This window comes from Actinopolyspora lacussalsi, assembly GCA_030803735.1.
In the GTDB taxonomy this organism is placed as follows: Bacteria; Actinomycetota; Actinomycetes; order Mycobacteriales; family Pseudonocardiaceae; genus Actinopolyspora; species Actinopolyspora lacussalsi.
In genome coordinates this window covers 4,606,166-4,632,518 of sequence record JAURUC010000001.1, presented here as the reverse complement: position 1 = coordinate 4,632,518, position 26,353 = coordinate 4,606,166, and the positions used below count along the sequence as shown (strand labels likewise).

Annotated in this window: 30 protein-coding genes; 14 read left to right on the top strand and 16 right to left on the bottom strand. The window is 65.8% G+C overall.

The annotated features are described in order from the left end of the window. Window positions 1–177: 177 nt before the first annotated feature. The 6 genes from J2S53_RS20685 (at window position 178) to J2S53_RS20660 (ending at window position 4,974) form a co-directional block, all read left to right on the top strand. The gene (locus J2S53_RS20685) at window positions 178–969 is read left to right on the top strand and encodes a site-2 protease family protein (protein ID WP_456242386.1); all 792 of its coding nucleotides are present in this window, start codon (window positions 178–180) and stop codon (window positions 967–969) included. 131 nt (window positions 970–1,100) lie between these two features. Beyond that, window positions 1,101–2,111, top strand: a complete 1,011-nt coding sequence (gene cofD, locus J2S53_RS20680; protein ID WP_456242385.1) for a 2-phospho-L-lactate transferase — start codon at window positions 1,101–1,103, stop codon at window positions 2,109–2,111. Beyond that, entirely contained in the window at window positions 2,108–3,451 is a 1,344-nt protein-coding gene (locus tag J2S53_RS20675; RefSeq protein ID WP_456242384.1) for a coenzyme F420-0:L-glutamate ligase, read from the top strand. Before cofD ends, J2S53_RS20675 begins: the two co-directional genes overlap by 4 nt. Next, complete coding sequence (locus tag J2S53_RS20670; protein WP_456242383.1) at window positions 3,448–4,026, top strand: NUDIX hydrolase; 579 nt, start codon at window positions 3,448–3,450, stop codon at window positions 4,024–4,026. Before J2S53_RS20675 ends, J2S53_RS20670 begins: the two co-directional genes overlap by 4 nt. A gap of 61 nt (window positions 4,027–4,087) precedes the next feature. Then, window positions 4,088–4,714 carry a hypothetical protein gene (locus J2S53_RS20665; protein ID WP_456242382.1) on the top strand — a complete coding sequence of 209 codons (627 nt, stop codon included), beginning with the start codon at window positions 4,088–4,090 and terminating at the stop codon, window positions 4,712–4,714. Window positions 4,715–4,776: 62 nt separating this feature from the next. After that, complete coding sequence (locus tag J2S53_RS20660) at window positions 4,777–4,974, top strand: DUF397 domain-containing protein (RefSeq protein ID WP_456242381.1); 198 nt, start codon at window positions 4,777–4,779, stop codon at window positions 4,972–4,974. A gap of 120 nt (window positions 4,975–5,094) precedes the next feature. On the opposite strand, the gene J2S53_RS20655 is transcribed toward J2S53_RS20660, so the two are convergent. After that, window positions 5,095–5,289 (bottom strand): DUF397 domain-containing protein, encoded by a 195-nt coding sequence (locus J2S53_RS20655; RefSeq protein ID WP_456242380.1) that lies wholly within the window; start codon window positions 5,287–5,289, stop codon window positions 5,095–5,097. A gap of 24 nt (window positions 5,290–5,313) precedes the next feature. Further along, entirely contained in the window at window positions 5,314–6,153 is an 840-nt protein-coding gene (locus J2S53_RS20650) for a helix-turn-helix domain-containing protein (RefSeq protein ID WP_456242379.1), read from the bottom strand. A 195-nt stretch (window positions 6,154–6,348) separates the two neighbouring features. Here J2S53_RS20650 and J2S53_RS20645 point away from each other — a divergent pair, with 195 nt between their 5' ends. The 8 genes from J2S53_RS20645 to J2S53_RS20610 all read left to right on the top strand — a co-directional run bounded on the left by J2S53_RS20645 (window position 6,349) and on the right by J2S53_RS20610 (window position 10,389). Next, complete coding sequence (locus tag J2S53_RS20645; protein WP_456242378.1) at window positions 6,349–6,645, top strand: zinc finger protein; 297 nt, start codon at window positions 6,349–6,351, stop codon at window positions 6,643–6,645. Next, window positions 6,642–6,806, top strand: coding sequence for a hypothetical protein (locus J2S53_RS20640; RefSeq protein WP_456242377.1), 165 nt, complete (start codon window positions 6,642–6,644; stop codon window positions 6,804–6,806). Before J2S53_RS20645 ends, J2S53_RS20640 begins: the two co-directional genes overlap by 4 nt. A gap of 154 nt (window positions 6,807–6,960) precedes the next feature. After that, window positions 6,961–7,332, top strand: a complete 372-nt coding sequence (locus J2S53_RS20635; RefSeq protein ID WP_456242376.1) for an SAV_915 family protein — start codon at window positions 6,961–6,963, stop codon at window positions 7,330–7,332. After that, window positions 7,329–7,607, top strand: a complete 279-nt coding sequence (locus J2S53_RS20630; protein WP_092928087.1) for a WXG100 family type VII secretion target — start codon at window positions 7,329–7,331, stop codon at window positions 7,605–7,607. Before J2S53_RS20635 ends, J2S53_RS20630 begins: the two co-directional genes overlap by 4 nt. 19 nt (window positions 7,608–7,626) lie before the next feature. After that, window positions 7,627–8,874 (top strand): WXG100 family type VII secretion target, encoded by a 1,248-nt coding sequence (locus J2S53_RS20625; RefSeq protein WP_456242375.1) that lies wholly within the window; start codon window positions 7,627–7,629, stop codon window positions 8,872–8,874. A 203-nt stretch (window positions 8,875–9,077) separates the two neighbouring features. Next, window positions 9,078–9,515 carry a hypothetical protein gene (locus J2S53_RS20620; RefSeq protein WP_456242374.1) on the top strand — a complete coding sequence of 146 codons (438 nt, stop codon included), beginning with the start codon at window positions 9,078–9,080 and terminating at the stop codon, window positions 9,513–9,515. Continuing rightward, window positions 9,512–9,748 (top strand): hypothetical protein, encoded by a 237-nt coding sequence (locus tag J2S53_RS20615; protein ID WP_456242373.1) that lies wholly within the window; start codon window positions 9,512–9,514, stop codon window positions 9,746–9,748. Before J2S53_RS20620 ends, J2S53_RS20615 begins: the two co-directional genes overlap by 4 nt. Before the next feature lie 11 nt (window positions 9,749–9,759). Further along, complete coding sequence (locus J2S53_RS20610) at window positions 9,760–10,389, top strand: hypothetical protein (protein WP_456242372.1); 630 nt, start codon at window positions 9,760–9,762, stop codon at window positions 10,387–10,389. A gap of 122 nt (window positions 10,390–10,511) precedes the next feature. On the opposite strand, the gene J2S53_RS20605 is transcribed toward J2S53_RS20610, so the two are convergent. From J2S53_RS20605 to manB, 14 genes are all read right to left on the bottom strand, one after another. Next, complete coding sequence (locus tag J2S53_RS20605) at window positions 10,512–11,735, bottom strand: MFS transporter (protein ID WP_456242371.1); 1,224 nt, start codon at window positions 11,733–11,735, stop codon at window positions 10,512–10,514. Window positions 11,736–11,878: 143 nt separating this feature from the next. Further along, a complete protein-coding gene (locus J2S53_RS20600; protein ID WP_092974877.1) occupies window positions 11,879–12,661 on the bottom strand; it encodes an alpha/beta fold hydrolase in 783 nt (260 codons plus the stop codon). An 80-nt stretch (window positions 12,662–12,741) separates the two neighbouring features. Continuing rightward, on the bottom strand, window positions 12,742–13,878 hold the full coding sequence (locus J2S53_RS20595) for an acyltransferase family protein (RefSeq protein ID WP_456242370.1): 1,137 nt from the start codon (window positions 13,876–13,878) through the stop codon (window positions 12,742–12,744). A 105-nt stretch (window positions 13,879–13,983) separates the two neighbouring features. Beyond that, entirely contained in the window at window positions 13,984–15,201 is a 1,218-nt protein-coding gene (locus tag J2S53_RS20590; RefSeq protein WP_456242369.1) for an MFS transporter, read from the bottom strand. Window positions 15,202–15,261: 60 nt separating this feature from the next. Beyond that, window positions 15,262–16,446 carry an acyltransferase family protein gene (locus J2S53_RS20585; RefSeq protein WP_456242847.1) on the bottom strand — a complete coding sequence of 395 codons (1,185 nt, stop codon included), beginning with the start codon at window positions 16,444–16,446 and terminating at the stop codon, window positions 15,262–15,264. Window positions 16,447–16,567: 121 nt separating this feature from the next. Further along, window positions 16,568–17,470 (bottom strand): NADP-dependent oxidoreductase, encoded by a 903-nt coding sequence (locus J2S53_RS20580; RefSeq protein ID WP_456242368.1) that lies wholly within the window; start codon window positions 17,468–17,470, stop codon window positions 16,568–16,570. Window positions 17,471–17,495: 25 nt separating this feature from the next. Further along, window positions 17,496–18,452 carry a zinc-dependent alcohol dehydrogenase gene (locus tag J2S53_RS20575; protein ID WP_456242846.1) on the bottom strand — a complete coding sequence of 319 codons (957 nt, stop codon included), beginning with the start codon at window positions 18,450–18,452 and terminating at the stop codon, window positions 17,496–17,498. Between the two features lie 195 nt (window positions 18,453–18,647). Then, on the bottom strand, window positions 18,648–19,301 hold the full coding sequence (locus J2S53_RS20570) for an HAD-IA family hydrolase (RefSeq protein WP_217643370.1): 654 nt from the start codon (window positions 19,299–19,301) through the stop codon (window positions 18,648–18,650). Beyond that, window positions 19,301–20,134, bottom strand: coding sequence for a sugar phosphate isomerase/epimerase family protein (locus tag J2S53_RS20565; RefSeq protein ID WP_456242367.1), 834 nt, complete (start codon window positions 20,132–20,134; stop codon window positions 19,301–19,303). The genes J2S53_RS20570 and J2S53_RS20565 overlap by 1 nt, the downstream gene beginning before the upstream one ends. Further along, window positions 20,131–20,898: an SDR family NAD(P)-dependent oxidoreductase gene (locus J2S53_RS20560; RefSeq protein ID WP_456242366.1), complete on the bottom strand. Its 768-nt coding sequence runs from the start codon at window positions 20,896–20,898 to the stop codon at window positions 20,131–20,133. Before J2S53_RS20560 ends, J2S53_RS20565 begins: the two co-directional genes overlap by 4 nt. Beyond that, window positions 20,898–22,034 (bottom strand): alcohol dehydrogenase catalytic domain-containing protein, encoded by a 1,137-nt coding sequence (locus J2S53_RS20555; RefSeq protein WP_456242365.1) that lies wholly within the window; start codon window positions 22,032–22,034, stop codon window positions 20,898–20,900. The genes J2S53_RS20560 and J2S53_RS20555 overlap by 1 nt, the downstream gene beginning before the upstream one ends. Continuing rightward, a complete protein-coding gene (locus J2S53_RS20550) occupies window positions 22,031–23,122 on the bottom strand; it encodes an ROK family protein (protein ID WP_092974850.1) in 1,092 nt (363 codons plus the stop codon). The genes J2S53_RS20555 and J2S53_RS20550 overlap by 4 nt, the downstream gene beginning before the upstream one ends. Next, window positions 23,119–24,348 (bottom strand): sedoheptulose 7-phosphate cyclase, encoded by a 1,230-nt coding sequence (locus J2S53_RS20545; RefSeq protein WP_456242364.1) that lies wholly within the window; start codon window positions 24,346–24,348, stop codon window positions 23,119–23,121. The genes J2S53_RS20550 and J2S53_RS20545 overlap by 4 nt, the downstream gene beginning before the upstream one ends. A 667-nt stretch (window positions 24,349–25,015) precedes the next feature. Beyond that, window positions 25,016–26,113: a mannose-1-phosphate guanylyltransferase gene (gene manB, locus J2S53_RS20540; RefSeq protein ID WP_456242363.1), complete on the bottom strand. Its 1,098-nt coding sequence runs from the start codon at window positions 26,111–26,113 to the stop codon at window positions 25,016–25,018. Window positions 26,114–26,353: the final 240 nt, after the last annotated feature.

The window sequence follows — 26,353 nt, the reverse complement described above, 5'->3', positions numbered from 1 at the left end:
CCAGCGGTAAATAACACCAATGTGATTACACCCGTGTAGCCCGCCACGGTCAAGCGGAGACCATCCCGTAGAGGGACGGTTCCACCTACCGAAGGAGCAGAACGGGGTAACCGGAACAGTCCAACGGGGATCCCCCGTCCGGACCGCTCAAGATCCTCGGACACAGGGATACCACCGATGCGGCGACGACGCCCGGCGAGCGACCGGGAGACTGGTGGGGTGCGAAACACCCCGACGCGTATCAGCCCACTGTTCCTCGCCCTGCTGGCGGTCACAGTCCTCGGCGGCGTGCTGGCCACCTCGGACAACCGGGCGCTGATCATCACCGGAGTCGTGCTCCTCGTGCTCGGTGGCTGGGCCACCTCGCTGTGCCTGCACGAGTTCGGGCACGCCGTCGCCGCACTGCGCGGCGGTGACCGCGAGGTGCGGGAGAAGGGCTATCTCACCCTCGACCCGAGGCGCTACACCGATCCGGTGTTGAGCCTGTTGCTGCCGATCCTGTTCGTGCTCATCGGCGGCATCCCGCTGCCGGGCGGCGCGGTGTGGATCAACCACGCGGCGCTGCGGTCCAAACGGGACGAGGCGAACGTCTCACTGGCCGGTCCGGCGATGAACCTGCTGCTGGGAATCGGTCTCACCGCCTCGGTGGCCACGATCGAGATGCCGCTCGGGCTGGCCGCCGGGCTGTCCTACCTGGCCTTCCTGCAGGTGATCGCCTTCGTGCTCAACATCCTGCCGGTTCCCGGGCTGGACGGCTACGGCGCCATCGAGCCCTGGCTCTCGCCCAAGGCACGGCACTTCGGGGAACAGGCCCGGCCGTGGGCGCCGCTGGGGATCGTGCTGATCCTGTTCGTGATCCCCGGAGCGAGCTACGTCTTCTTCAACGGCGCGGACGCGTTGTTCAACGCGGTCGGCGGTAGCACCCGCCTCTACGGGTACGGCAACCTGTACTTCCGCTTCTGGGAGTGACGCTCCTCGCGTGACCCGCCACGGGCGAACACGCCGGACGGCTCGGCGCTCCGACCGGCACCGGTTGTCGCGCGCGGAGTTCACCGAGCCGCGGGACAACCCCCGCTTCGCCCCGTGGGAGGATTCGGGACGTGAAGGTCGCAGTACTGGTCGGCGGAGTCGGTGGAGCGCAGTTCCTGCTCGGCGTCAAGAAGGCCCTGGGGCTACCCCCGGTCGGCGAACCCGAGGGATCCGCACCGCACGAGGTCTCCGCGATAGTCAACATCGCCGACGACGTCTGGATGCACGGTCTGCGGGTGTGCCCGGACCTGGACACCTGCATGTACACCCTCGGTGGTGGCATCGACACCGCCAAGGGGTGGGGCCGCGAGGCGGAGACCTGGTCGGTCGCGGAGGAGCTGGCCGCCTACGAGGCCGAGCCCACCTGGTTCGGGCTGGGTGACCGCGACATCGCCACCCACCTGATCCGCACCAGGATGCTGCGGGCCGGGTATCCGCTCTCGGAGGTCACCGAGGCGCTGTGCGACCGGTGGCGACCGGGCGTGCGGCTGCTGCCGGTGACCGACGACCGCGTCGAGACGCACGTGGCGATCGAGGACCCCTCCGGCTCGGGCGCGCGAGCGGTGCACTTCCAGGAGTGGTGGGTGCGCTACGGCGCCAGGCCCGAGGCCAACGCGATCGTTCCGGTCGGCGCGGACGAGGCGACCGCCCACGAGGGGGCCACCGAGGCGATCAACGAGGCCGACATCGTGCTGGTGGCGCCGTCCAACCCGGTGGTCAGCATCGGGACGATGCTGGCCGTACCGGGGGTGCGTGCGGCGCTGCGCGAGACGACGGCGGCCGTGGTCGGACTCTCCCCGATCATCAGCGGCGGGGCGGTGCGCGGCATGGCCGACGCCTGCCTGCGCGCGATCGGGGTGAGCAGCACCGCCCAGGCAGTAGGCGAGCACTACGGTTCCCGTTCCACCTCCGGGGAGGGCATCCTGGACGCCTGGCTGGTCCACAGCACCGACACCGCCCAGGTGCCGGGCGTGGCGACCCGTTCGGTGCCGCTGCTCATGTCGGACACCGCGGCGAGCGCGGAGATGGCGCGAGCGGCCTTCGACATCGGCGGGGTGGCCGCTCCGGAGGTGACCGCATGAACGACCACGCCGCAGACGAGGAACTGCGGGTCCACTCCGTTCCGGGACTGCCGGAGTTCGCGGAGGGCGACGATCTCGCGGGTGCGTTGCTGACGGCAGCACCCTGGTTGCGCGACGACGACGTCCTGGTGATCACCAGCAAGATCGTGTCCAAGATCGAGGGACGGGTCATGGACACGCCGCCGGATCCCGAGGAGCGGGACAGGCTGCGACGGGAACAGGTACTGGCCGAGGCCGACCACGTGCTGGCCCGCAAGGGCAGGACACTGATCACACAGAACAAGCTCGGCATAGTGCAGGCCGCGTCCGGGGTGGACGCGTCCAACGTGGCCACCGATCGGATCGCGCTGCTGCCCCGCGACCCCGACGCCACGGCGGAGCGGTTGCGCGCCGAGCTGGCCGAGCGGGCCGGGGTACGGGTCGCCGTGGTGATCACCGACACGATGGGGCGAGCCTGGCGGCTCGGCCAGACCGACGTGGCGATCGGTTCGGCGGGCGTGGCGGTGCTGCACCGCTACGCGGGCTCCACCGACTCGCTCGGCAACGAGCTGGAGGTCACCGAAGTGGCGGTGGCCGACGAGATCGCGGGGGCCGCCGACCTGGTCAAGGGCAAGCTGGGCAGGACCCCGGTCGCGGTGGTTCGCGGGATCGACGAGCGCGCCGACGGTTCGCGAGCGGGTGACCTGGTGCGCACCGTCGAGGAGGACCTGTTCCGGCTGGGAACCGCCGAGGCGATCGCGCAGGGACGCGGCGAGGCGGTGCTGCTGCGCCGCTCGGTGCGCGAGTTCGCCGACACACCGGTGGACGCCGCGGCGCTGCGCCGGGCGGTCGGTGCGGCGCTGACCGCGCCCGCCCCGCACCACACCCGGCCGGTGCGGTTCGTGTGGCTGCGGGACCGCGCGCTGCGCGGCAAACTGCTGGACGCGATGCGAACCGCGTGGCTGGAGGACCTGCGCGTGGACGGGCTCGCCGAGGAGCGGGCCCGCCGCAGGGTCGGCCGGGGCGATCTGCTCTACGAGGCGCCGGAGCTGGTGGTGCCGTTCCTGCTCCGGGACGGCGCGCACGACTACCCGGACGAGCGCCGCACCGACGCCGAACGTTCGATGTTCGTGGTCGCGGGCGGGGCCGCCGTGCAGAACCTGCTGGTCTCGCTGGCCGCCGAGGACCTCGGCTCCTGCTGGGTATCCTCCACGCTGTTCTGCCCCGAGGTGGTGCGGAACGCGTTGGAGCTACCCGAGCACTGGGAGCCGCTGGGGGCGGTGGCCGTGGGGTATCCGGCCGAGCCGCACGAGGGGCCGCGGGAACCGCGCGATCCGGAAGAGGGGTTGGTGGAGCTTTGAACGGGCCGCACACCGACGCGCTGCACACGCTGGAGGACTGGACACCGCCCACACTGGCCGGCGGGGCACCCGATTCGGGGCAGGAGGCGCTGCGGCACGCCTTCGTGGGGCTGCTGCGGGCGCGTGGCGACGCCTGCCTGCGCGAGTGTGAGCCGGGGCACGTGACCTCCTCGGCGCTGGTGCTGGACGACAGCGGCGAGCACACCATGTTGACGCTGCACCCCAGGGTCGGACGCTGGTTGCAGCTGGGCGGACACTGCGAGCCCGCCGACGAGACGCTGGCCGCCGCGGCGCTGCGGGAAGCCACCGAGGAGTCCGGCATCGAGGGGCTGGTGGTTAATCCCGACCCGGTGCACCTGGACGTGCACCCGGTCACCTGCTCGCTGGGCAAGCCGACGCGGCACTTCGACGTGCGGTTCGTGGTGCGCGCGCCCTCCGGTGCCGTGCCGCGCCGCAGCGAGGAGTCGGTGGACCTGCGCTGGTGGCCGCTGGGCTCGCTGCCCGGCGGGGGCGATCTCACGCCGCTGGTGACGGCCGCGTCCTCCCGGCTGGGCGGCGATTTCGCGAGAAATTGACGGCCGATCGGGGCGGATCGATAACCGAACACTCGGACCACGCCGACCGGAACGAGCACCCATGAACCACCCGGCCACACTGCCGCCCTGCCCCGACCCGCGCACCGGGCAGCCTCGTCCACCGCGCGCACCGCTGGTCAGAGACCGCAACCCGAACGCGCCCACCGAACGGGGCAAGCAGCACAACGCACCACGGCCGCCGCACGAGGTTTCTCCGATGGTCGAGTGGTTCCACCACTCCCGGTTACGCTCCCTGCTGGCCAGATTGACCCTGGTAGCCGTCATCTTCGTGATCGGTGTCTTCATGGGCGGGGTCGACCTGCCACGAGTGCTGGTTTTCTGGGGCACGCTGGGCTCCTGGGCGTTGATTTCCGGGCTACGGAAGCACAATCCGAACCTGTCCGCCGGGGTCGACTGGTTGGCCCACGAGAACGGGGACTTCGTGCTGACCTATCAGCTCGCTTCGGTCGAAGTGGCCGGAACGAAGCTGCACCAGTCGCTGCGGCTCGTCGACGTCCACGGCAACGAGTTCTCCTCCTATCTCGACGATCCGCAGCGGAACACCGAGTTGTGGGACCTCGTCTACAACGGCATCCTGCACTCGGTGCATGTCAACGGCGCCACGATCAGCCAATCGGCCCGCGATTCACTCGAACTCGACGACCCGCTGCGCTTTCGGGGAGAGTGAGCGGCGCGGTTCCCTGCGCTTCCCTGCCGCCGCACACCGAACCGCCGAGCGAGAGGTGAACGATGACCGGCAACAACCCCGGCAAGGACCACCGTCTCGACTGGCGGGTATCCAGCTACAGCGACAACGGGGCCAACTGCGTCGAGGTCGCCGCGCTGCCCGGCGCGGTCGCCGCCCGCGACTCCAAGGACCGCCAGGGCGCGGTACTGACCTTCGACCACCAACAGTGGCGGAACTTCCTGCGCGGCCTGCGCGGGTAAGCACCGGGGAAACCCCGGACAACGATGATCCAACGCCGCTGGTGACGGCCGCGTCCTCCCGCCTGGGCGGCGATTTCGCGAGAAATTGACGCCCGATCGGGGCCGCGGCCGGGTACTACTTCAGCGGTCGTTCACCGCACCGCGCAGTGTTCCCAGGAAGTCGAGCCACCGTGCCTCGGTGAAGCGCAGCGTCCCGTGTTCGGGAGCCTTCGAGTCCCGCACGGCCACCGCGTCGCCGCCCAGTCCCACCTCGACGCAGTTCGCGCCGTTTCCCGAGTAGGAAGACACCCGGAAAACCCGTTCCTCATCGACCATTTCGCTCTCCTTGCTGGTTGCGGCTCATGCGAGACGGGCGGCGACCGCCCGCAACGACTGTTCCGGAGTGAGCGCGGCTTCGTTCAGCCGCTGAGCGGCCTTGGTGTAACCGGCGACCTGTTCCTGATTCTGGATGTAGATGGCTCCGCTGGGGTACTCGATGTATCCGATGCTCTGGGCCTGCTCGAAGTCGAGCAGCATGAACTCCCCTTCGATGCCGTCGTGCACCGGAACCGAGAGCGGCATCACGCGCAGCGTGATGTTCTCCCGCTCGCAGAGCTCCAGGGTGTGACGTAGCTGAGCCTGCATGACATCGTGCCCGCCCACGGCGCGGTCCAGGACGCTTTCCTCGACCACCACCTCGAAGTGCAGGGGAGGCGAACTATGGAGGGACTGTTGCCTGGCGATTCGCAGGTTCACCACCTGCTCGATATCGATCACGGGAACACGGAGATGCCCGTTCAGCAGCGCTGTCGCGTACTCGCGGGTCTGCAGCAGTCCGGGAATCGTCATGGTCTCGTAGACGAACTCTCGTGAGGCCAATCCTTCGAGCCCCACGAATGTCGCGAACCAGTCCGGTACCACGTCCTCGAAATCGGCCCACCAGGTTCCCTGATCGGGATGCCCGGCGATGGCGGCGAGCCGGTCGGCTTTCGCGGCTCCTGCTTCGTAGAAGTGCAGCAGTTTGCTGACTTCGTCCGGCTGCTGCTTATTGCGGCCCGTTTCCAGGTAGTTGATCTTCGCCTGGCTGCACCCGAGCAAAGAACCCGCTTCGCCCTGTCTCTTCCCCGCACGTTCACGCGCCAGCCGTAGCTCGTTGCCGATCAGCCACCGAAGGGCGCTGGCATCGCCACGGTCAGTCACCTGGTCGCCTCCTGAGCTCGCGAGTTTCAAGCTTCAGTCTCTCAGGCAAACGAGGTCGTCCTGCTCGGCCTTTCATCAGATCGTGGTATTGGATCAGTTATCTATAACTAATACTTTAACCAGTGCAATCCGATGTCTGGTGAGCACGGCAACGGAGTTCCGTGCCGCCGTTCCAATGGCAGGAAAGGAACGACCATGACGCTTCCCGAGGAAACGCTGCGTTGGCGGGGACCGGTGGTGTGGTGGCAGCCGGTGGCGGGTTGGCGACACGCGCTGTCGCCGGAACTACGTCCCAGACCTGGTCAGCGACGAACGACGCTGTGCGGCGAGGACGTCGAACTGATCGATCCGACCGAGGTGGACTGGCTGATGCCCACCTGCGACACCTGCATGTCACTGGCCTGCGACCGGATGGAGCAACGACGCCTGAACGAGGACGAACAAGCGCGACGCCGAGCCGCGATCCGTCGTCTGACAGGTGAGAGTGAATGAGCGCGCACCGGGAGGAACACCGGCTCATCGGCGAACCCGTTCAGGTGCGTGTGTGGATCTCGCCGGAGACCACCGGGGTCGGGCACCGAACCACTTCGGGCAGTGCCGAGAGCACCACAGCGCCCGAACGCACCGAACCGGAACGACGATTCGAGGAATGATCCCGCGCGTGGCGGCACGACTCGATTCGTGCCGCCATCTCGCTGTGACACGCCACACGAAACCGCTCATCCTGAGTAGTCCCACCCTGTCGATCTCGCCCTTCAGAGTGACACCCTGCCGAATGATTCACTTTCGGCCGGCTGGGGAGGACCGTTGGCGATCGGCGACGAACACGTGTTTCGGCAGCACGAGTCGGAGGCTCCTGCGGTAATCGGCGCGGACTACATCGCCGAACGCGAAGGCGTGGAACCGACTACCGCCTATCTCCCGTCGAAGCGGGTGCTGAAACAGGACACCGAGGTCACCCTCGACCTGCGCAGGCTGGCCGACGGGAGGCTGGCGGTGCTGGCCTACTCCTCGCTGGACTCGCTGGTCGCCTGCTGCGGCGAGCTGCAGCCCTGGGCCTCGTTGCCGATGGACAAGGTCGAGGAGATACAGCGACGCAGCGGGGCGGACCTGGTGATCTGGGACGCTCTGCTTCCCGACGAGCAGCGCAACGACGGCGAGGAGGAGGCTCGGCAGTGAGCGGGACGCACGTGGATCCGGAAGAACTCACCGGAGTGGCCAACAAGCTGCGCAACGCCGCGACGAGTCTGGACGACACTTCGTCGCCCCCGCCCGCACCCGACGTGGGCGAGGCGACCGAGGCGGTCGCGGGCGCGATGGCGCTGCTGACCAGTTCCACCGCGGGAATCGTCGAGGGGCTCGGCGCGGCCGGTGACGCCGTCGCCGAGGGACGCGATCTCTACGAGGAGACGGATCGTTCCAACGCCGAGCGGTTCGACGAGCAACCAGGCTGACCACTGGGGAGCGACACACATGCCACTCGACCTGGAGATTCGGGGAAACCCGTCGAGCATTCGGGAAAGCGCCCGCTGGATGAACACCGTGTCCGAGTCCGTTCACGAGACCGGTACGCAGGTAACTCGCGCTCGCAACGGCTCGGAGAGCGCCTGGTCCGGCGAGGCCGGGGACTCGTTCCGCGCTGTGATGAGCAAGGTTGGCCCCGAGGTCGACGAGGTCGCCGAGGACCACGCGGCGATGTGCCGGGAACTGAACAAGTACGCGGACGAACTGGAGACCGCCCAGAAACGGATGCGGCGTGCTCGCGAGACCGCGCGAGAAGCCGGTCTGACGGTGACCGAGCGACGCATCATGGAGCCGGGACCGGAACCGGACGCCCCGAAACCGCTGCCTGAAGACCGCCCGGCCACTCCGGCGGAACAGCAGGCCCATGCCTCGGCCACCCAGGCGCAGGCCGCCTACGCGCGCAAGGTCCGCGCGTACCAGGAGTGCAGCCAGATCGTCACCGAAGCCCGCGAGCAGCACAACAGTGCACTCGGCGTGCTCAACAGGTTCGTCTCCGGGCTCGTGGAGAAGAGCCCCTTCACCATCACCGACTTCACCACCGGGCTGGCGGGTGCGGTGGCCGGAAGCACCAGCGCGATGCGGGCAGCGGCGGTCGAGATCGCCGACAGTGGCAAGATCGCGCGGGCGGAGAAGCTGATGCACAGCCCCAACCTGGGACTGCGCAACCAGACCCGCGCCGCCGCCATCCACGTCCGCAACCAGCTGAACAAGACGGCGATGGAGAACAAGGCCACCGCTACCCGGACCGCGCGGCTGGTCGACAAGCTGAGTCCGAGAACCAAAGCCCTGCTCGGCGCGAACCTCAGTTTCGGAGCGAACCCGAACAGGGCAGCCAATCCACTGTTACGTGGCAGCGTCCGGGTGGCGAGCAAACTTCCCGTCGCCGGGTTGCTCATAACCGGTGGCAGCATCGCCTACGACGTCCAAACCTCGGACAAATCGGTGGGCGAGAGCGCCGCCATCAACCTCGGCGGCTACGCTGCCGGTTCCGCTGCCACCGCCGGGCTGCTCGCCATGAGCACCCCGGTCGGCTGGGCCGTGGCAGGCGGCGTCGTGGTCAGCGTCGGCGTCGGCTTCGCCATCGACGAATGGGGCGACGACGCCGTGGACGCGGTGGGCGACGCCGCGAGCTGGACCGGCGACAAGCTCGGCGACGCCGCAGGCGCGGTCGGCGACTTCGTCGGCGACATCTTCTGAAACGAGCACCAATGAGCCACACAGCCGGACTGCCACCAAAACCCGACCCCCGAACCGGGCAACCACGCCCACCACGCGCGCCACTCGAACCGGATTGGAAGCGTGCCGAGGACAAACGTCCCGGAGGTGAGCACCAAGTACCTCAACCACCCGACGGATACGGCCCCGTACTCGAATGGTTCCGTCCCACACGAGGTTTCTCGGTGACACTCGGTGCGATCATGGCGACCGTCATGTTCGTCTTCTTCTGCGTCAGGGACACCGGATTCAGCTGGATGACGACGTGGTGGTTGTGGCTGTTCGTCGTTCTTTCACCGCTACCGTTCCTGTTCGTGGGGAGAGCCATCCGCATATCCGCAGGCGCTGATTGGCTACGTTACGGAAAAACCGGATTCGTCAGTACCTACGAGCTCACCACGGCAAAGATCACGACCGGTGGAGCATCACGTTATCTGGAGCTCACGGACGAACACGGAAACAGCGCGTACGCTCCGCTGCACAACCTCCAGATGAACCGCGAGCTGTGGGACCTCGTCTACAACGGCATCCTGCACTCGGTGCGCGGCAACGGCGCCGAGACCAACAAGCTCGCCCGGACCTTCCTCGACCTCGACAACCCGCTGCGGTTCCGGGGAGAGTGAGCGGCGCGGTCGTCTCGATACCGTTCGCTGCCACCGCCGGGTTGCTCGCCATGAGCACCCCGGTCGGCTGGGCCGTGGCAGGCGGCGTCGTGGTCAGCGTCGGTGTCGGCTTCGCCATCGACGAATGGGGCGACGACGCCGTGGACGCGGTGGGCGACGCCGCGAGCTGGACCGGCGACAAGCTCGGCGACGCCGCAGGCGCGGTCGGCGACTTCGTCGGCGACATCTTCTGAAACGAGCACCAATGAGCCACACAGCCGGACTGCCACCAAAACCCGACCCCCGAACCGGGCAACCACGCCCACCACGCGCACCGCTGGAGCCCGAGTGGAAACGAGCCGAGAAGAAACGTTCGGGTGGGGAGAACAAGGCCCCGCAAGCTCCGGAAGGTGAGTCCCCCGTACTCGAGTGGTTCTACCCGGCCCGTGGCCAATCCTTCGGTATCGGACTGGCGATATCGGTCATCGTCTTCGTATTCGGCGTCATCAGAGACAGCGGGTTCGGATGGATGACGACGTGGTGGCTCTGGTTGTTCATAGTTCCGTGGCCGTTCATCACGTTGCTGACAGGGCGCAACACGCGCATGTCAGCGGGAGCCGACTGGCTTCGTTACGGGAAGAACGGATTCGTCGGAACGTACGAGCTCACCTCGGTGAAGGTAACCACGGAAGGCGCTTCCCGAGTACTGCAGCTGACCGACGCAGCGGGACGGGAGCTTTCCGCACAGCTCAACGATCTCCAGCGGAACCGCGAGCTGTGGGACCTCGTCTACAACGGCATCCTGCACTCGGTGCGCGGCAACGGAACCGAGACCAACAAGCTCGCCCGAACCTTCCTCGACCTCGACAACCCGCTGCGGTTCCGGGGAGAGTGAGCGGCGCGGTTTCCGGCGCGGGCGTCGATTTCCCACGAGGTAGCCGGGCCGCGGCGCTCGGGAACGGACAAGGGGTTGACGACGGTCCGGACCGTCCGACGGTCGTAGCGGGGAGCGGCTTCTCAACCGGCCTCGCCGACGGAAAGCTCCGACTCGGCGGTTCGGTGCGCCGCTGGTGCCGAGCCCGAGGTTCTGCTCAACCGATCGATGATCCAGGCCAGCGAAAGCGCCACCAGGGTGATCGCTCCGGCCACGAGAAGCACGTTTCGCACACCCCACTCCAGCTCGATCACGGTTCCGCCCATCCAGGCGCCGAACCCGTTACCGAGGTTGAAGGCCGAGACGTTGGCCGAGAGGGCGAGGATCGGAGCGGCTGCCGACAACCGCAGGATACGAGTCTGCAGCGCCGGTATGATCGCGAATCCCGCCGCTCCGAACAGGAAAAGCACAACGGGAACGGCCGGTGACACCGGCAGGAAACCCCAGAACACCACGAGCATGACGGTGAGCACTCCGAGACTGCCGAAAACTCCCACGCTGGTACTGCGGTCGGTGACACGTCCGCCGAGAAAGTTTCCGCAGACCGACCCGGCGCCGAACACCAGAAGCAGCAGACTCACCGAGGACGCCGGGTAATCCGCGACGAACCGAAGCAGGGGGGATATGTAGGTGGACACGGCGAAAACCGACCCCTGGGCGAGCACCGTCACCAGGACCGTGCCGAGCACGACGGGACGAAGCAACACCCGTGTCTCGGCTTTCACGCCGCCCGCTGCCAACTCGGTGGAGCCGCCACGCACGTCCTTCCGAGGAACCTGCCAGGCGACCAGACCAGTGGCCAGCACCGCCGCCAGCGTGATGGCGGCGAAGGTCATTCGCCAGCCGAACGCCTGCCCGATCATCGTCGTCAACGGGACGCCCAGCACGTTCGCCAGGTTGAACCCCAGCGATATGTTGGCTATCGCGGAGGCCTCCTTGCCCGGCGGCGCCATCCCTGCGGCGACGAAACCGGCCATCGCGACGAACGTCCCGTGGCTGAGGGCCGTTAGGAGTCGCGCCCCGATGAGTAGTTCGTAGTTGGCGGCGAACGCGGAGAGGGCGTTGCCGACCAGGAAAACCCCCATCAGTCCGAGCATGAGCTTTCTGCTGGACACCTTCAGGGTACCGAGCGTGACCAGTGGGCCGAAGACGGCCACACCCACGGCGTAGGCCGTCACGAGCAACCCGGCCGACGGAATCGAGACCGAGAGGTCAGCGGCCACCTCGGGGAGGATGCCCGAGAGCGCTACTTCCGCGGTTCCCAAACAGAACACACAGAGCATCAGGGCGAGGACGGCGAAAGACATCTCCGCGATTCAACTCCCACCAGGTCGTTCGTACGATAGGTCCGAAGGAGGCGGGGCCGACCGCGGGCCGGCCCGGACTGCCGCTTCGATCGGGTGGGGCGGCGTTCGGAGACACCGCCCCACCCGTCCACCGAGCCGGTCCGTCACTTGAGGAACTCGGAAATGTGCTTGACGAGTTCGTCGGATTTTTCCACCACGACCAGATGCCCACTCTCCAGCTCGACGTAGTCACTTTGTCCGATGGCCTGGTGCAGCTGCCTCGCGTGTTCGACGGGGATGAGCTGATCGTGTGAACAGCCGATGACCAGTGTGGGAGCGACCACGTCTCCCACCGAATCACTGATGTCGATCCTGCTGTTCAGGTCGATCTGCCGCAGTGTCGCCGGAGTGAAACCGGTACCGGAAGCCGCTTCCTCCAGCCCCGCGTCGCCGAGACCGTTCATGAACGACCTGGTGAAAAGCAGCATGGTCACGAACCGCGAGTACGCTTGCGGATCGGTGTCGGCCAGCCTGCGCCACAGGTCGAAGACCAGCCGCTGCCTCGGGTCCATGGTGACCCATCCCGCGACGAGAACTACTCGGCGGAACAGGTTCGGGTACTTGGCAGCCGCTGCCGCGGTGACAACAGCGCCCAGCGAATACCCCACCACGTCCACGGGTTCGTCGAGTTCTGCCGCGCGGGCCGCGGCCACAACCTGTTCCACCAGCTGATCCAGAGCGAATTCCCCCGGATCGGCAGTGTCGTCATCGCTTCCGGCGTAGTCCGGCACGATCGTGGTGTGATCGGGGGTGAAACTTTCCAGCAGGTGTCCGAAGTTGGCATCCCCCGTCGCTCCGGTGCCGTGCACCAACAGCAGACCGGGGCCTTCCCCCTCGATACGCACCGGCACCCGCTTACCAGCCGCTTCAACGTACTGCACGTTCATTTCCAAAACCTCCTAGAGAAACAGAGTTCAATCGTCCGCAAAAGACGTGTCACGAAACACTGGCAGGCGTAAAACCTACGTCAGAGCCGTGCTTTCTCCCCGGCAGGGGAAGTCGATTCCTGTCCCACCATGGGCTTGGCGAGAAAACTCCCGCCGCCGCCACGAGGACGTCCCCAACGACGCATGGCGGGCTTCTCCACGAATTTGTGCACCAGCCACCCGACCAACAGCGTGACGAAGAAGAGACCCAATAGGACGAGAGTACCCAAGGGAGTGCTGAACAGACGGGCATCCATCTGCTGCCGAAGATAATATATCACAACGTACTGCGCGAGATAAAAACCGAAGGAAACCTCACCGAGCCAAATCATGGTGCGACTGCGCAACACGCTCGGCCGCCCCTCGATGTCCGCGGTCGCGGCGGTACACACCAGTACGACGATCGGAACGATGGTGGCCACGTTGAGCCCGTACAACCACGGCACGACCATGGCGAGCGCATATCCGGCAACCGCCAGTACCGTCGCGTGAACGAATCCGAGCGAGCGGAACCACATTCCGGACATCACGATTCGCGCCAGCAGCATCCCCAGCACGAATTCGAAAAGTCGCACGGGAGGGAAGTTGTAACCGAACCAGAACTGCCAGACCGACACCGGGAACCCTTCGGGGGTCTGCGGGGTGTCGGGAAGCACGAACTGGGTGAAAACCTGGACACCCACCATCCCCAGGATCATCAGTCCAGCGTACGACCAGAGACGTTCCTGCTTGATCCGCACGACACCCTTGATGATGAACGGGAAGCACATGTAGAAGAGCAGCTCGCTGCACAACGACCAGCTCGGCGGATTCACGCTGATGAAGATCTCGTGCTGCGGGAACCAGGAGTGGATCAGGAAGAGGTTCGGCAACCACTGGTGCGGATCGGAGGCAGCGGCGGCGAACAGGATCATGGCCAGCGCCCAGGTGACCACGTGCGCCGGGAAGATCTTCACCAGCCGCCTTCGCCAGAATCCTCCCATCGTGTCGGTGGAACGCGCTGACCACGTCAGCACGAAGCCACTGAGCACGAAGAAGAAGGACACTCCCATCCAACCCGCTTTACTGAAGAGCGTCTGATAGAGATCGGACGCGAACGGGTCCGCATAAGGGTTCTGCGGCGGATCCGTCAGCGAGGCATGGAAGAAAAACACCATAGCCGCCGCTATGAATCTCATCCCGGTGAGCGAGGGTAACCTCGAATAAGCCGAGTAGGCTCTCTCACCAATTACCGAGGACGACATATCGCTCCCTTTTCAATATTTCCTGCGACTCGAACCAAATCAAATTACTTCTTTTTCCGCCGTCCTGTTTCGCGAATCGGCACGAGAGGCGTCGGTTTTCCTGCGCTCCAGAAGTACGGTTATCACGATCACCGACATTCCCGCGATCGCGAGAACCGCGGCACCGATCGGAACGGTCCGCACACCGACACCGAGCTCGATTATCTTTCCGCCGTACCAGGAACCGATCGCGGCACCCAGACCGAATGCCGACATGTTCACGGTCAACGAAAGGGTCGGAGCCTCCTCCGCAGTTTTCACCACTCTCGTCTGCAGGCACGGAATCAGCGCGAACGTCACCAGCGCGAACACCAGCAGCACCGGAATCATGGCACTTCGCGAGAAGGTTCCCAGCCAGCAGAGGAGGCAGGTCAGTGTCAGCGACCCCGACAGAACCGCCGTCGCCGCGGACAGGGACTTGTCCGCCAGCTTGCCTCCGACGGAGTTGCCGATCACGGAACCGGCCCCGTAACCCAGCAACAGTAGGGGGACCACCTCGGCCGGAAACCCCGTTCCCCTGGTCAACAACGGAGCCAAGTACGTGATGATCGTGAACATCCCGGCTGAGCACAGCACGGTCGCGACCACCGTGGTGACGACGTTCCACCTGCTGAATGCCCGGACCTCGGACCGCACGCTCGAGGACTCGGGCGTGCCCGAGTCCGGTACCGTGATCATGATGAGCACGGCGGCCAGCACCGCTATGACGCACACCGCCGCGAAACTCGAACGCCAACTGAGCCGTTGTGCCAGCAGCGTCCCGAACGGAACCCCCAGCACGGTTGCCAGATTGATGCCCAGCTGCACCCCGGCCACGGCGCTTCCGGACTTGTGAGCCGGAACCATGCTGCCCGCGGTGACGACGCTGACGGCCATGAAGGTTCCATGGGTGAGAGCCGTCAGCACTCGGCCGACCAGGACCACCGCGTATCCGGGGGCCGCGGCGATGATGCCGTTGCCGAGCACGAAGATCCCGAGTAGGAACAGCAGGATCCTCTTCCGCGTCATCGCCGTGGTGGCCGCCGATACCAGCGGACCACCGACAGCCATCGTCAGGGCATAAACGGTCACGGACAGTCCGGCGGTCGCCAGACTGATGTCGAGTCCTCCCGCCAACTGTTCGAGCATTCCGCTCGGCATTAGTTCCGACGTACCCACCCCGAAGATGGCCACGATCAGACCGACTATCCGCAGATACACGAGGTCCCCTTGTCGCATCTCGTAACGTTCCACGAGAACAGCCGAGGCGATTCAGCCGACAACCGAATTTCCGCCCGGTCACCGATCCGCGGTCGCCGAGCTCCTGCTCTCGTTTTCTCCGACAGCGGAATCCACTGCCCTGTCGTTCCGGGAACCCCCAGCCCCCAAGTTTTCCGTGGCAGCTGAGTTCCTCTTTCCGGAACCCTTCTTCTTCGGTTTCGACCAGTGTTTCGTCGTGGGCTTTTCCACGAACTCGTACAGCGCCCAGGCGAGCAGAATACTCAGCACCAGATAAAGCAGGAGAACTCCGGTTGCCAACGGAGTCCCGAAATAACTGTCTCCCAGCAGCTCGCGTCCCGTGACGAGCACTATGGCGTGCACCAGGTAGAAGGCGAAGGAGATCTCACCGAGCCATACCATGGTGCGGCCACGGAGGAACGAACGCTCACCTCGAACATCGGACGTCGCGATCGCGGGGATCAGCAGTGCCAGCGGAACGATGCACACCGCGCGCATGCCGTAGAGGTAAGGCACGAACAGGGAAACGGTATAGCAACCGAGCAGCGCCAACACCAGTGGACCGATCCCGAGACGCACCCACCTTCCGGCCAGCACGATGCGGGCCAGCAGTATGCCGAGGAAGAAATCGAACAGCCGCAGCGGTGGAAAGACGTAGTTCACCCAGTACTGGTAAGTGGAGATCGGGAGGCCGTCCGGTGGACGCGGATGCTCCGGCAACAGGACGTAGGCCACCAGGGCGGTGATCGCCACCAGCGCCACGGTCAGCCAGACAAACCACCACAGATACTGCTCGCGAATTTTGCGCGCTACCGCGAACACCAGCGGAAAGAGCAGGTAGAAGGCCACTTCGGTGGACAACGACCAGCTCGGCGGATTGACGCTGAGGTAGGTGTCGTACTCCGGGATCCACGCCTGCACGAGAAACAGGTTGGCCACGGCCTGGTAGGGGTGCGTGTAGACGGCCGCGAACAGCAGCAGCGCAACAGCCCACGTCACCACGTGATTCGGGTAGATCTTGACCAGCCTGCGGCGCCAGAAGTCCACGTTGCGGTCGTGCGGCTTGTACGACCAGGTCATCACGAAGCCGCTCAACACGAAGAAGAACGTGACGCCCGCCGCACCGGCCTGGGACATGATCTTCTGGTACGTGTCGGCCACACCGTCGTGCGCGAACACCGAATTGGCGGGTATCTGTAGTGAGGAATGAAATCCGAAAACCGCCAGCGCCGCGAGGAAGCGCATCCCGGTCAAGGAGGGTAATCGAGATCTGCGCCGATCCGATTCCGACTTGGCTTTTTCTTCCACAACCGTCATAATTTCACTTCTTTCGTGTAGTAATTCCAGGAGCCCCGCCCGGGGTTTCTCAGGGGACCAGAATCAGTTTTCCCCTGGTTCCACCGTTTTCGAGTGTCCGATGCGCCCAGTCCGCTCGCTCGAAGTCGACGACAGCCGAGGGTTTACCCGGTTCGATACTTCCCTCGTCGACGAGAGTTCCGAGTCGGGCGAGTTCGTCACCGTCCTGTTCCACACCGATCAGCACGATCCGCACTCCTCGACTCGGTTCCGGTTGCGCGAACGGTGTCGTCGTGAGGTACCTCCCCTCGTCGCACACCGACCGGAGGTGTTCCGGGACTCCCGCGGTGTCGACGACCGCGGAGAAACCGGCGGGAGGTGGTGGATGTTCCTCGGAGTACTGGCGCAGCACACCCCGGGGCGGCTTCCGGGTCACGTCGCTCGGCCGCACGAAGGTCGAGATCCGCCAGCCGTTCAGCCGGGCCAGTTGAACCACGAGGCTGCCCACCGCGCCCTGTGCCCCCACCACCAGCAATTCCTCCGCGCCGTTGGAGGGAGAACCGAGCTCGGTCACGGTCTGGGAAGCGGTCAGTCCCGCCAACGGCAAGGCAGCCGCTTCCACCTGATCGAGCTCACGTGGTGCGGGCGCCAGGAGACTCTCGGGCAGCGCCACGTACTCGGCGTGGGTTCCCCGTCCGGTGGCTGCCTGCGCGGACATGGCTATGACCGGATCCCCCACGCCGAACCGCGTCACGTCCTCACCCGCATCGCGCACCGTCCCGGAGACGTCCCACCCCAGCACGGCCGGGAGGTCGGTCGGCACCGTGCCGTTTCGCGTCGCCACATCTATCGGGTTCACCCCGGCGGCTACCACCTCGATCAGAACGTCACCGGCACCGACAGCGGGGTCCTCGACCCGCTCGATACCGACAACCTCCGGATCCCCGGTTTCCTCGATTCTTACCGCACGCATTTCAGCCCCGTTCGTGATATGCATTTCAACGGATATTCAGCAGAACTTTCGGACGGTCCCGCCCGCTGTCGTTCAGCCTTTCGAATGCCTTGTCCGCTTCGTGGAAAGAGAACTCTCGATCTACCATCGGTTCCAACCGGAGATTTCCCGAAGCGACCTCTTCCAGTAATTGCGGCCAGTGGTCCGCGCCGGACAGAACATTGTGCGTCACCAGGTTCTTCCCCACCGCTTCGTCGACGGGGACGGCATCGACCGGCCCGTGGGGCGTACCGAGTTGCGCCAACCGGGCGTTCTGGCCGCAGAGCCGGATCGCTTGACGCACCGCCTCGCTCGCACCGGATGCCTCGACAACCACGTCGTAGTTACCGCTGCGCACCTCGTCGGGATCCGCGACGCGGTCTGTCCCCAGTTCGGCTGCCAGGGAGGCGAGCCGGGGGTTGGGGTCGAGAACCGTCACACTCGCGCCTCGCGAAACGGCCAACTGGGCGGCCGCCAAGCCGAGTGTTCCGGCTCCGAGGATCGCGACGCTGTCCGCTCCGGAAACCGCGAGCCGTCGCAGGGCGTGTACCGATGCGGAGCACGGCTCCAGCAGGGCAGCAGCACGATTACCGACTCCGTCCGGGATCCGGTGGACCGTCTCGGCGGGCACGGAGAGATACTCCGAGGCGGCGCCCGGCTCCTCGCCGACAACCCCCATCTCGGTGCGGTACGGGCAGTGAAAGGTCCCGCCCGCCGCACAAACGGCACAGCTTCCACAACGTCTGAAGTTGTGCCCGGACACCCGATCGCCTTCCCGCAGGCCGGTAACGCCCTCGCCGGTGAGGACGACTTCTCCGCTCCACTCGTGGCCGAGTACGAACGGATAGCTCTTGCGACCAGTGTGCAGGTAGCTACTGGTACCCGTGTAGAAACCCAGATCCGTGCCGCAGAGACCGACGTGTTCCACCGCGACGAGACAATGGCCCGGCGCGGGCTCGTGCACTGGCAAACTGCGATGCGCGAGCCGTCCCGGAGATTCCAACACGAGAGAAACCGTGGCAGTCGGCAGCCGACCGGAAGATGTTTTTTGGGTCATGTCTCCCCACAAAGGGTTTACGAGTCAATCCATGCGAAGAATCGTCACCGACCTCAACGATCGGTCCGACTCAGCGGAACCGAACAGGCAGAATTCGAGTAATCATTCGAACGATATTCCGACCCGCTCGTCCTCGTCGAATCCGGCGACACTTATCGCGTGGAAATCCCTTATTCCGATACGTCCCGCGGCGGAGGCGCGGTCGTGGGATCCCACGACCACCGGAGTCGCGCCGGCCGCCTCCGCTGCCAACAGGCCGGATTCGGCGTCCTCGAACACGACCGTGGAGGACGGCGGCACTCCCAGCAGTTCCGCCGCCTTGAGGTAGCCCTCGGGGTCCGGTTTTCCGGAGGAGATGTCGTCGGCGGTCACCAGTACGCTCGGGAGTGGTACACCCGCTGCCTCCATTCGCCGTACGGCCAGCTCGCGGCTGGCTGAAGTAACCACCGCCATGCGGGATTCGGGAACGCGGCGAAGGAACTCCGCCGCCCCCGGCACCTGAACCACACCCTCGATGTCCTCGACTTCCTCGGCCACGAGGGTCGCGGTCTCACGCGCCACGTCCACCCCGTCGGGGGCGAAACGCAGCACGGTCTCACCGGTGGGGCGCCCATGCGCGTCGGCCAGCACTTCCGAGGCGTCGATACCGTGCCTACGGGCGAAACGTCGCCAAGTGCGTTCGACCACGACCGTTGAGTCGACCAACGTACCGTCCATGTCGAACAACAGGGCGGAGAAACTCAGAAACACGTGCATCACCCGCTGTCTCCGGTCTTGGTTGGAACAATCCGATCCGCGAACCGACGAGCGGCCGCTACATCGAGGCCGATCACACGGGGATCGGCGACGCGATAGTCGTTCTCGAGAATCAGCCAGTTCACCGATATCCCGCTTCGCGCGAATGCGCGCGACAGTTCAGTGGCGCGGATTTCTCCGGAACCACGCCACTCGTCTCCGAGTCCGAGCGGCCCGTCCTTCAGGTGAACCTGGTCCGCGATACGCGGCCCCAGGGTTCGGACGAGTCCCGGTACGTCCGTCCCTTCCACGTCCGGGTTCCCGGTGTCCAGCACGAGCCTGAACGAGTCCGATCCGACCCGCTCGAACAGTTCGACCGCCGTCGTGGGCGACAGCACGTTCTCGTTGGCCAGCACCAGGTTCCGGGTCCGAGCCTCCTCGGCCGCCCACCGCAGTACGCTGACCGTCCGCTCCAACTCTTCCGGACCGTCGATCGTGCTGGCACGAAAGCTCGGCACAAGGACCAGTCGCACGCCGAGAGACACGGCCGAGTCGAGCAACGCGATCACCGCACCGCGGGCACTCCGTGCCGCCCGGCTTCTCTCCGGCGCGGTGAGGCCGATGTCGTTGAGCAGGTTTCCCGCCACCGCCAACAACTCGACTCCCGAACCGTTGGCTTCCCGGCGAAGCGAGCGCGCCCTACCGGGGGTGTCCAGCGGCACCCCACGCCCCGAACCTCCGAAGTCGAGTTGGATCCCCCGGACACCGTAGGAGGCGGCCAGCTCGACCGCTTCGGCCCCACGAACCGGCAGACGCCACTCGGCCAGCCCGATCGCTGGATTCCCGCCGGTCACGATCCCGCTCTCCGACTCTGCGAGACGGGAGTCCCCGAGGACAGCGAACGCCAGTCGCCTCCGGAACCGACCACGAGGCTGTCTCCCTGGAATTCGGCTCCCCTGGTTCGCACGAGCTCAGCGGCGAGCGGCGCGAAGGTGTCGGGAGTCATGTAGGAGCTGAAGTCGAAATCCGAGGACCGCCTGCGGCGTATGCCGGGGGTGTCCACCATCCCCTCGGGCAGCACCTGAACGATCCGGATCTCGTCCGTGCTCTCCTCCAACCGAACCGAATCGAGCAGGGCCGACCCTGCCGCCTTCGTCGCGGCGTAGCCGGACCGCATCGGTCCGGCGTTGTGGACGACTTCGGAGGAAACCCCCACGAAGAGCCCCGGAGCTGAGGCACGCAACGCGGGCAGCGTCGCGCTCAGGGTCAGCCACAACCCGTGGAGGTTTATCTCGAACTGGGTTCGCCATTCCGCTTCGGTGACCTCGCCGAGCGGAGCGCGCTTCGCCCCGTAGTCGACGGCGGAGAAACACACCGCCAACAACGGATCGACCGCGAGGTCGGCGAGCCGCTCCTTCGTCTTCGCGGCATCGAGGAGATCCAACGGTTCCCAGCGAAGGTTCGAGCTCGACGCGTCGGAGGGTTCACTTCGGCTGAGTACGACGACATCCATTCCTTCGGCGGCCCAGGCGTCGGCTATTCCCCTGCCGATACCGGTGGAGCCGCCGACAACCAGGGCGCGCTTCCCCGCGGGGGATTCGTCATCGGACTGCGTCATCAGTCGTCTCCTTTTCGACAGGTCGGTGTCACCCGGACAGCCAGCTTGATCACTCTTCGGCCATCGGCGATTCGCTCGTTGCCGCGGGCGAGGTCGCTCATGATTCGTGACGCGTATTCGAGATCCCCGATATGGGTGATCAGCTCCCGGTACCGCTCCGGACTGCGGACCAGTTCGGAGACAGCCGTGCCGAGGTGAGCGTTGGACACCCCCCGATGGCCGAACAAGTTGATCCGACTTCCCGTTGTCGCGGTGCGTTCGGCAGTCAAGGGGACATCGGGTCGCCCGGCGAGGTTCGCCGCCCGGATTCCCGCCAGATCGGTTCCGGGAAGGCTTTTCACGGTAAGTCCGGGGGGTACTCCGCCGATGACGTCGATGACCGAACCGTCTCCGACGGAACGCAGCACTCGTTCCAGGCAAGGCCCCGTGCTCTCCCTCGGGGTGGCCAGTAGGACTCCGACCGGCCCCTCGCGCAGCATCCCCGTCATATCCTCGCCGTCCACGAGAGAGTCATCGGGTGGAAGTCCGGAGCGCAGTGTCCACTGCCTGCCCGATTCACCGTGGTGCACCAACACGGTCCGCTTCACGGTCGTCGCCCATCTTGCGGCTGAGCGAACGGCCAGCTGCCCGATGGTTCCGTCCCCGACCACCAGCAGTGTCGACGGCCGAAACCGGCTCAGCGCCCGTAGCGCGTAGTTGACCACCGCCAGTGGCTCCACCAGCGCGGCGAGCTCGGCTTCGGGGCGCCGATCCAGTCCGAGGACCAAGCCCGCTCGTATCGCGGTGGCGGGCACGAGGGTCCGTCGCTGCAACAACCCGTCCACGTTGTGTCCGAGGAGGAAACCCGGATCGTTCGGATGGGTGGGGTTGATCACGACAGCATCCCCCGGCGAGAACGAGTCCCGGATCCCCTCTCCGACCGAGACCACCGTCGCTATCCCTTCGTGCCCCAGCACGGAGGCCGATTCCTTCCGCGAACCGCGCAGTATCTGGATATCGGTGCCGCAGAGTCCCGCGACCTCGGTGGCCACCACCAACTCGCCCGCGGCCGGGACCGGGGTCGGACGTTGCCGTACCGTGACGCGAGCTCCCGCTCGGACGAGTGCGTTGTTGCGGGGTTGTGCGTTTCCCGTCACGATTCCACCCCGATCCTGGCCGAACGTCCGGATCCGACCGCGGCGACACCGGCTCCCACCAGGCCATCGGCCTCGGAACTGTCGCAGCGCACGAGGCGCTCGGCTAGCCATTCCGGGTGGAATCGACTCGTCAGGTAGACACCGTCCCTGGTCAACCGCTCAGCCAGCGCGCGGTGATAGTGCTCGCCGAGACCGTCCACGACTCCCCCGGTGAGCGCGATCCGATCTATGGAGGGGTCCAGGCACCAGGCAGTTCGCAGTACATCCGCCAACGGCGACGTGGCCGCGTCGAGGATCTCCCGAGCGAGCGGATCATCGTCGTCCAGGAGTCGGCGGAACGTACTTTCGAACTCGATGTCCTCGTCGAACAGCGGTGAGACGGCACAGCGTCGCGGTTCCAGCTCGCGGAGTCGTTCGGCCAGCCGGCGGATGCCGGGCCCCGAGGCGAAGGCGGCCAGATGGTCCGGGCTCCCGCAGTCACAGTTCAGCTCCACCCGGTTTCCCGCGAGAGTGGTGCCGGAGGGGATATGACCGATCTCCCCCTGGAGACCGCAGACGTCGACCGGGATGGTTCGCAGTCGACGATCCACCAACCTGCACGCGATACCACTGCTCACCGTAACGAGGAGGAGCCGACGAAACCCGTCGAACCGCGGCGTCTCCCCCAGTCCGAGCAGTGCCGCTGTCACGTCGTTGACCAGGTGCCAATCGACGTCCGGCCTTCGCTCTCGCAACCCGGCCAGCAGGTCGAACCGAGTCACGCTGTCACCCCAGAGCGGAGCGGAAGCATAGACCACACCACTGCGCTGATCCAGCGCCGCTCCCAACGAGATACCGGCTGTGGTGCCCTTTTCCTGGCCCACCCCGGCGCATATCTCGTCGATCAGCCGCGTTCGAAGTTCGTCGGCGCCCGCGTCCGGGTGAACGAGAACGCTCGGCGAAGGCTTGGACCACATCCGACGCACTCCCGATTCGGGAGACCAACGGGCACACCGGAAGTGAGTACCACCGATGTCGAACACCACGGCCTCACGCGCGGCACTCGCGGCGCCCGTATGTTCGTCCTGGAACGTCTCCGGCACCCTCATCGCGCGCTCTCCAGCACATGCGAGTCAGCCGCTCGATGATCGCGATGGGCCACGAACGACAACGCCGCTCGCAGCTCGTCGGCAGTGATGTCGTTCACGAACACCGCTGAACCGATACCTGCCGTCAGCGGCATGCGCTGGTAGCCATCCCTGTGTTTGACGGCGTCCTCCAGCGCACGTTCCAACAACTCCGCGGTGAATACGGGATGAGTGAGCGGCAATCCCGCCGCGTTCATGAGCGTGAGTGCCCGGTCGGCGTCCTGCTCCGACAGCAGGCCGCGGTTGCGGGCCAAAGCGACGCAGATGGCCATGTCCACGGCCACCGCTTCCCCGTGCAGCAGCGGAGGGTCGGCACGGAGTTCGAGCGAGGGACTGAAAGTGTGGCCGTAGTCGACGGCCCTTTCGAGTACCTTCTCCCACAGGTTCGGCTCGAGTTCGTCCAACATTCCCGCGATCGAACGGGACAGGATCTCACCACCGGCCGGACCGCAGTCGGCGAGCGTTTCCGGATCGATCGACGCGACGGTGGCTTCGAGCAGATCGAACAGCTGGGAGTCCTTGATCAAAGCCATCTTGATGATCTCGGCCAGCCCGTTGTTGATGTGCCTACGATCCACGGTGCGCAGGAACTCGGGGTCGATGAGAGCTGTTTCCGGCGCACAGTACGTTCCGAGTCGATTCTTGTGCTGCCCGTGATTTATGCCGGTCTTGACGCCGATTCCCGCGTCGACCTGGCCGATCAGAGTGGTGGGAACCCGAATGTAGGGAATACCTCGGCGGTACAGGCTCGCGGTCATACCGACCACGTCGAGCACCACTCCGCCGCCGATCGCCACGATCTTCTCGGCACGGCGGAGTATGCCCATCGAACTCATGTCGTCCACGAGCCCGAGAGCCGTGTCGAGTTGCTTCGTGTTCTCGTCGCCGGGGACGACTCTCCAATTGTGCGCTATCCGCCAAGCCGAGAAGTAGGCACGTAACCGTTCGCCGTAGAGCTGCTCCACGGCATCGTCCACCACCACCAGACAGCGAGTCCTGCGCTTTCCATCGGCACCGCAGGCATGGGCGAACGTGGAGTTCGATGTGGACAGCAGTCCACGGGTCATGCTCACTTCGTAATCCACCACCTGCTGGGACCGGACGCGCCAGCTGACCCCCGGGGGCTTGGGAAGGTCGAACGCGGCGGTGATGCTCGTCGGTGTTGGATTGACAGTGGGAATGGACATCGAGAGCTCACAATCCGTTGAAAGTCGATTCGTACAACTGTCCGATCACGGGGTACTCACCCCGCACGCGCTCGACCCGCGAACACGGGCGAGACAGGTAACGGAGCGGATCAGTCCCCCATCGCTCGTCCGGTGGGCTCCACGGGAGAACGGGCTTCGCTCCCGTTACCGCGGACACCCTCGCGGCCGCCTCCGGGGTTTCCGGCTGCCGCACCGCCTCAACAAAAATAAAACCGCCCAGTTTGTTTGTTCAAGGCAAAAAAATGTAACATAAATCACTATTCACTACAGCTTCCAGTGAGCTGCGAAGAACGCCCCACGAGCCTGCGTCGACGCCACATACCAGCGGAATTACCAGCAAAAAAAGCTATAGCAGGCACTCCGCGCGCGAACCGACGTCAAGAGTTACCCGAAGATGAACCACAAGAAAAAAATACTTAACAGTATGTTTTTTTGGGTTGAAAACCGACCGGAGCACTGAGCCTCTCTCCTGCACAGATCGGAACGAAACCCGACGAACCGGCAGGTGGTTTCGGCTACGCCCGAACCCTCACGTCCCACTGTGTGGTTCGAGAGGCCGGTCAACCCGTCGGAAACGAACTCATCGACGATGAAGGACGAAGGGCCCCGGAACGGCAAGCGGGCCTGAACCACGTCGCCCCGGAGTTCAGCAGTCGTGCGAGAAGCGCACCCCACCGGCGGGCAGTTCCACGCCGGGCCAGACCCGGACGCCTTCGAGCAGTTCGCAGCCCGCGCCGACCACGGCACCGTCGGCGACCACGGCACCACGCAGCACCGTGCCCGCCCCGATCACGGCACCCGCCCCCACGACGCTGTCGGTGATCTCGGCGCCGGCCTCCACCCGGGCTCCGTCGAACAGCGTGGCCGCCGAGAGCGCGGCCCGTTCGGACACGACGCAGTCCGCACCGACCGTGGTACCTCCTCCCAGTGAGGCGCTCTCGGCGATCGAGGCGCCGGGCAGCACCAGTGACTCCCCCACCCGGCCGTCGAGCGCCTCCGTGGGAGCGACGCCCCGGACCAGATCCGCCGAGCCGCGCGCGAAAGCGGCGGGCGTGCCCAGGTCCAGCCAGTAGCTGGAGTCCACGTACCCGTGCAACCGCGCTCCGGACTCCAGCAGCCCGGGGAACGTCTCGCGTTCCACCGAGACGGGACGGCCCCCGGGAATCCCGTCGATCACCTCACGACGGAAGACGTAACACCCCGCGTTGACCTGGTCCACCGGAGGATTCGGCGTCTTCTCCAGGAAAGCGGTCACCCTGCCGTCCTCGTCGGTGGGCACGCAACCGAACCGGCCGGGATCATCCACCCTGACCAGATGCAGTGTGACGTCGGCCGCATCCGCGCGGTGCTCGCCCAGCAGCGCGGGCAGGTCCACTCCCGAGAGGATGTCCCCGTTGAACACCAGCACATCGGGTTCCCGCAGCCGGTCCGCCACGTTGCGAATCGCACCGGCGGTGTCCAGCGGCTCGTGCTCCACCACGTACTCCAGCTCCAGCCCCATTCCGGAACCGTCACCGAAGTACTCGGTGAAGGTCTCGGCCCGGTAGGAGGTGCTGAGTATCACCCTGGTGATCCCCGCGGCGCGGATCCGCGAGAGCAGGTGGGTCAGGAACGGCACTCCGGCGGTGGGCAGCATCGGTTTGGGTGCGGACAAGGTCAGCGGCCGCAACCGCGTACCTCGGCCTCCCACGAGCACCACGGCCTCCGCACCGCTCGTCGGCGCGTGGTCGTCGGGACTCGTCATCGCCATGCACCTCCCCGGACCGAGGGTCCGCTCGATACGACTCGCACGGGTGGTCGTCGCCTACGACAGGGCGATTTCATTCGGTCGTCGAATTCGACCAACTCATCACCCTGACGTAGGAATCCATGAGGAATACTCTGGCAGTAGCAGCACCCACCTGGTATGGCGCCCCTGGTCGGCACGGTCCGCCAATGCGAAACCACGCGGTGTCGAACACTCTGTCACGATGGACCTGCCACC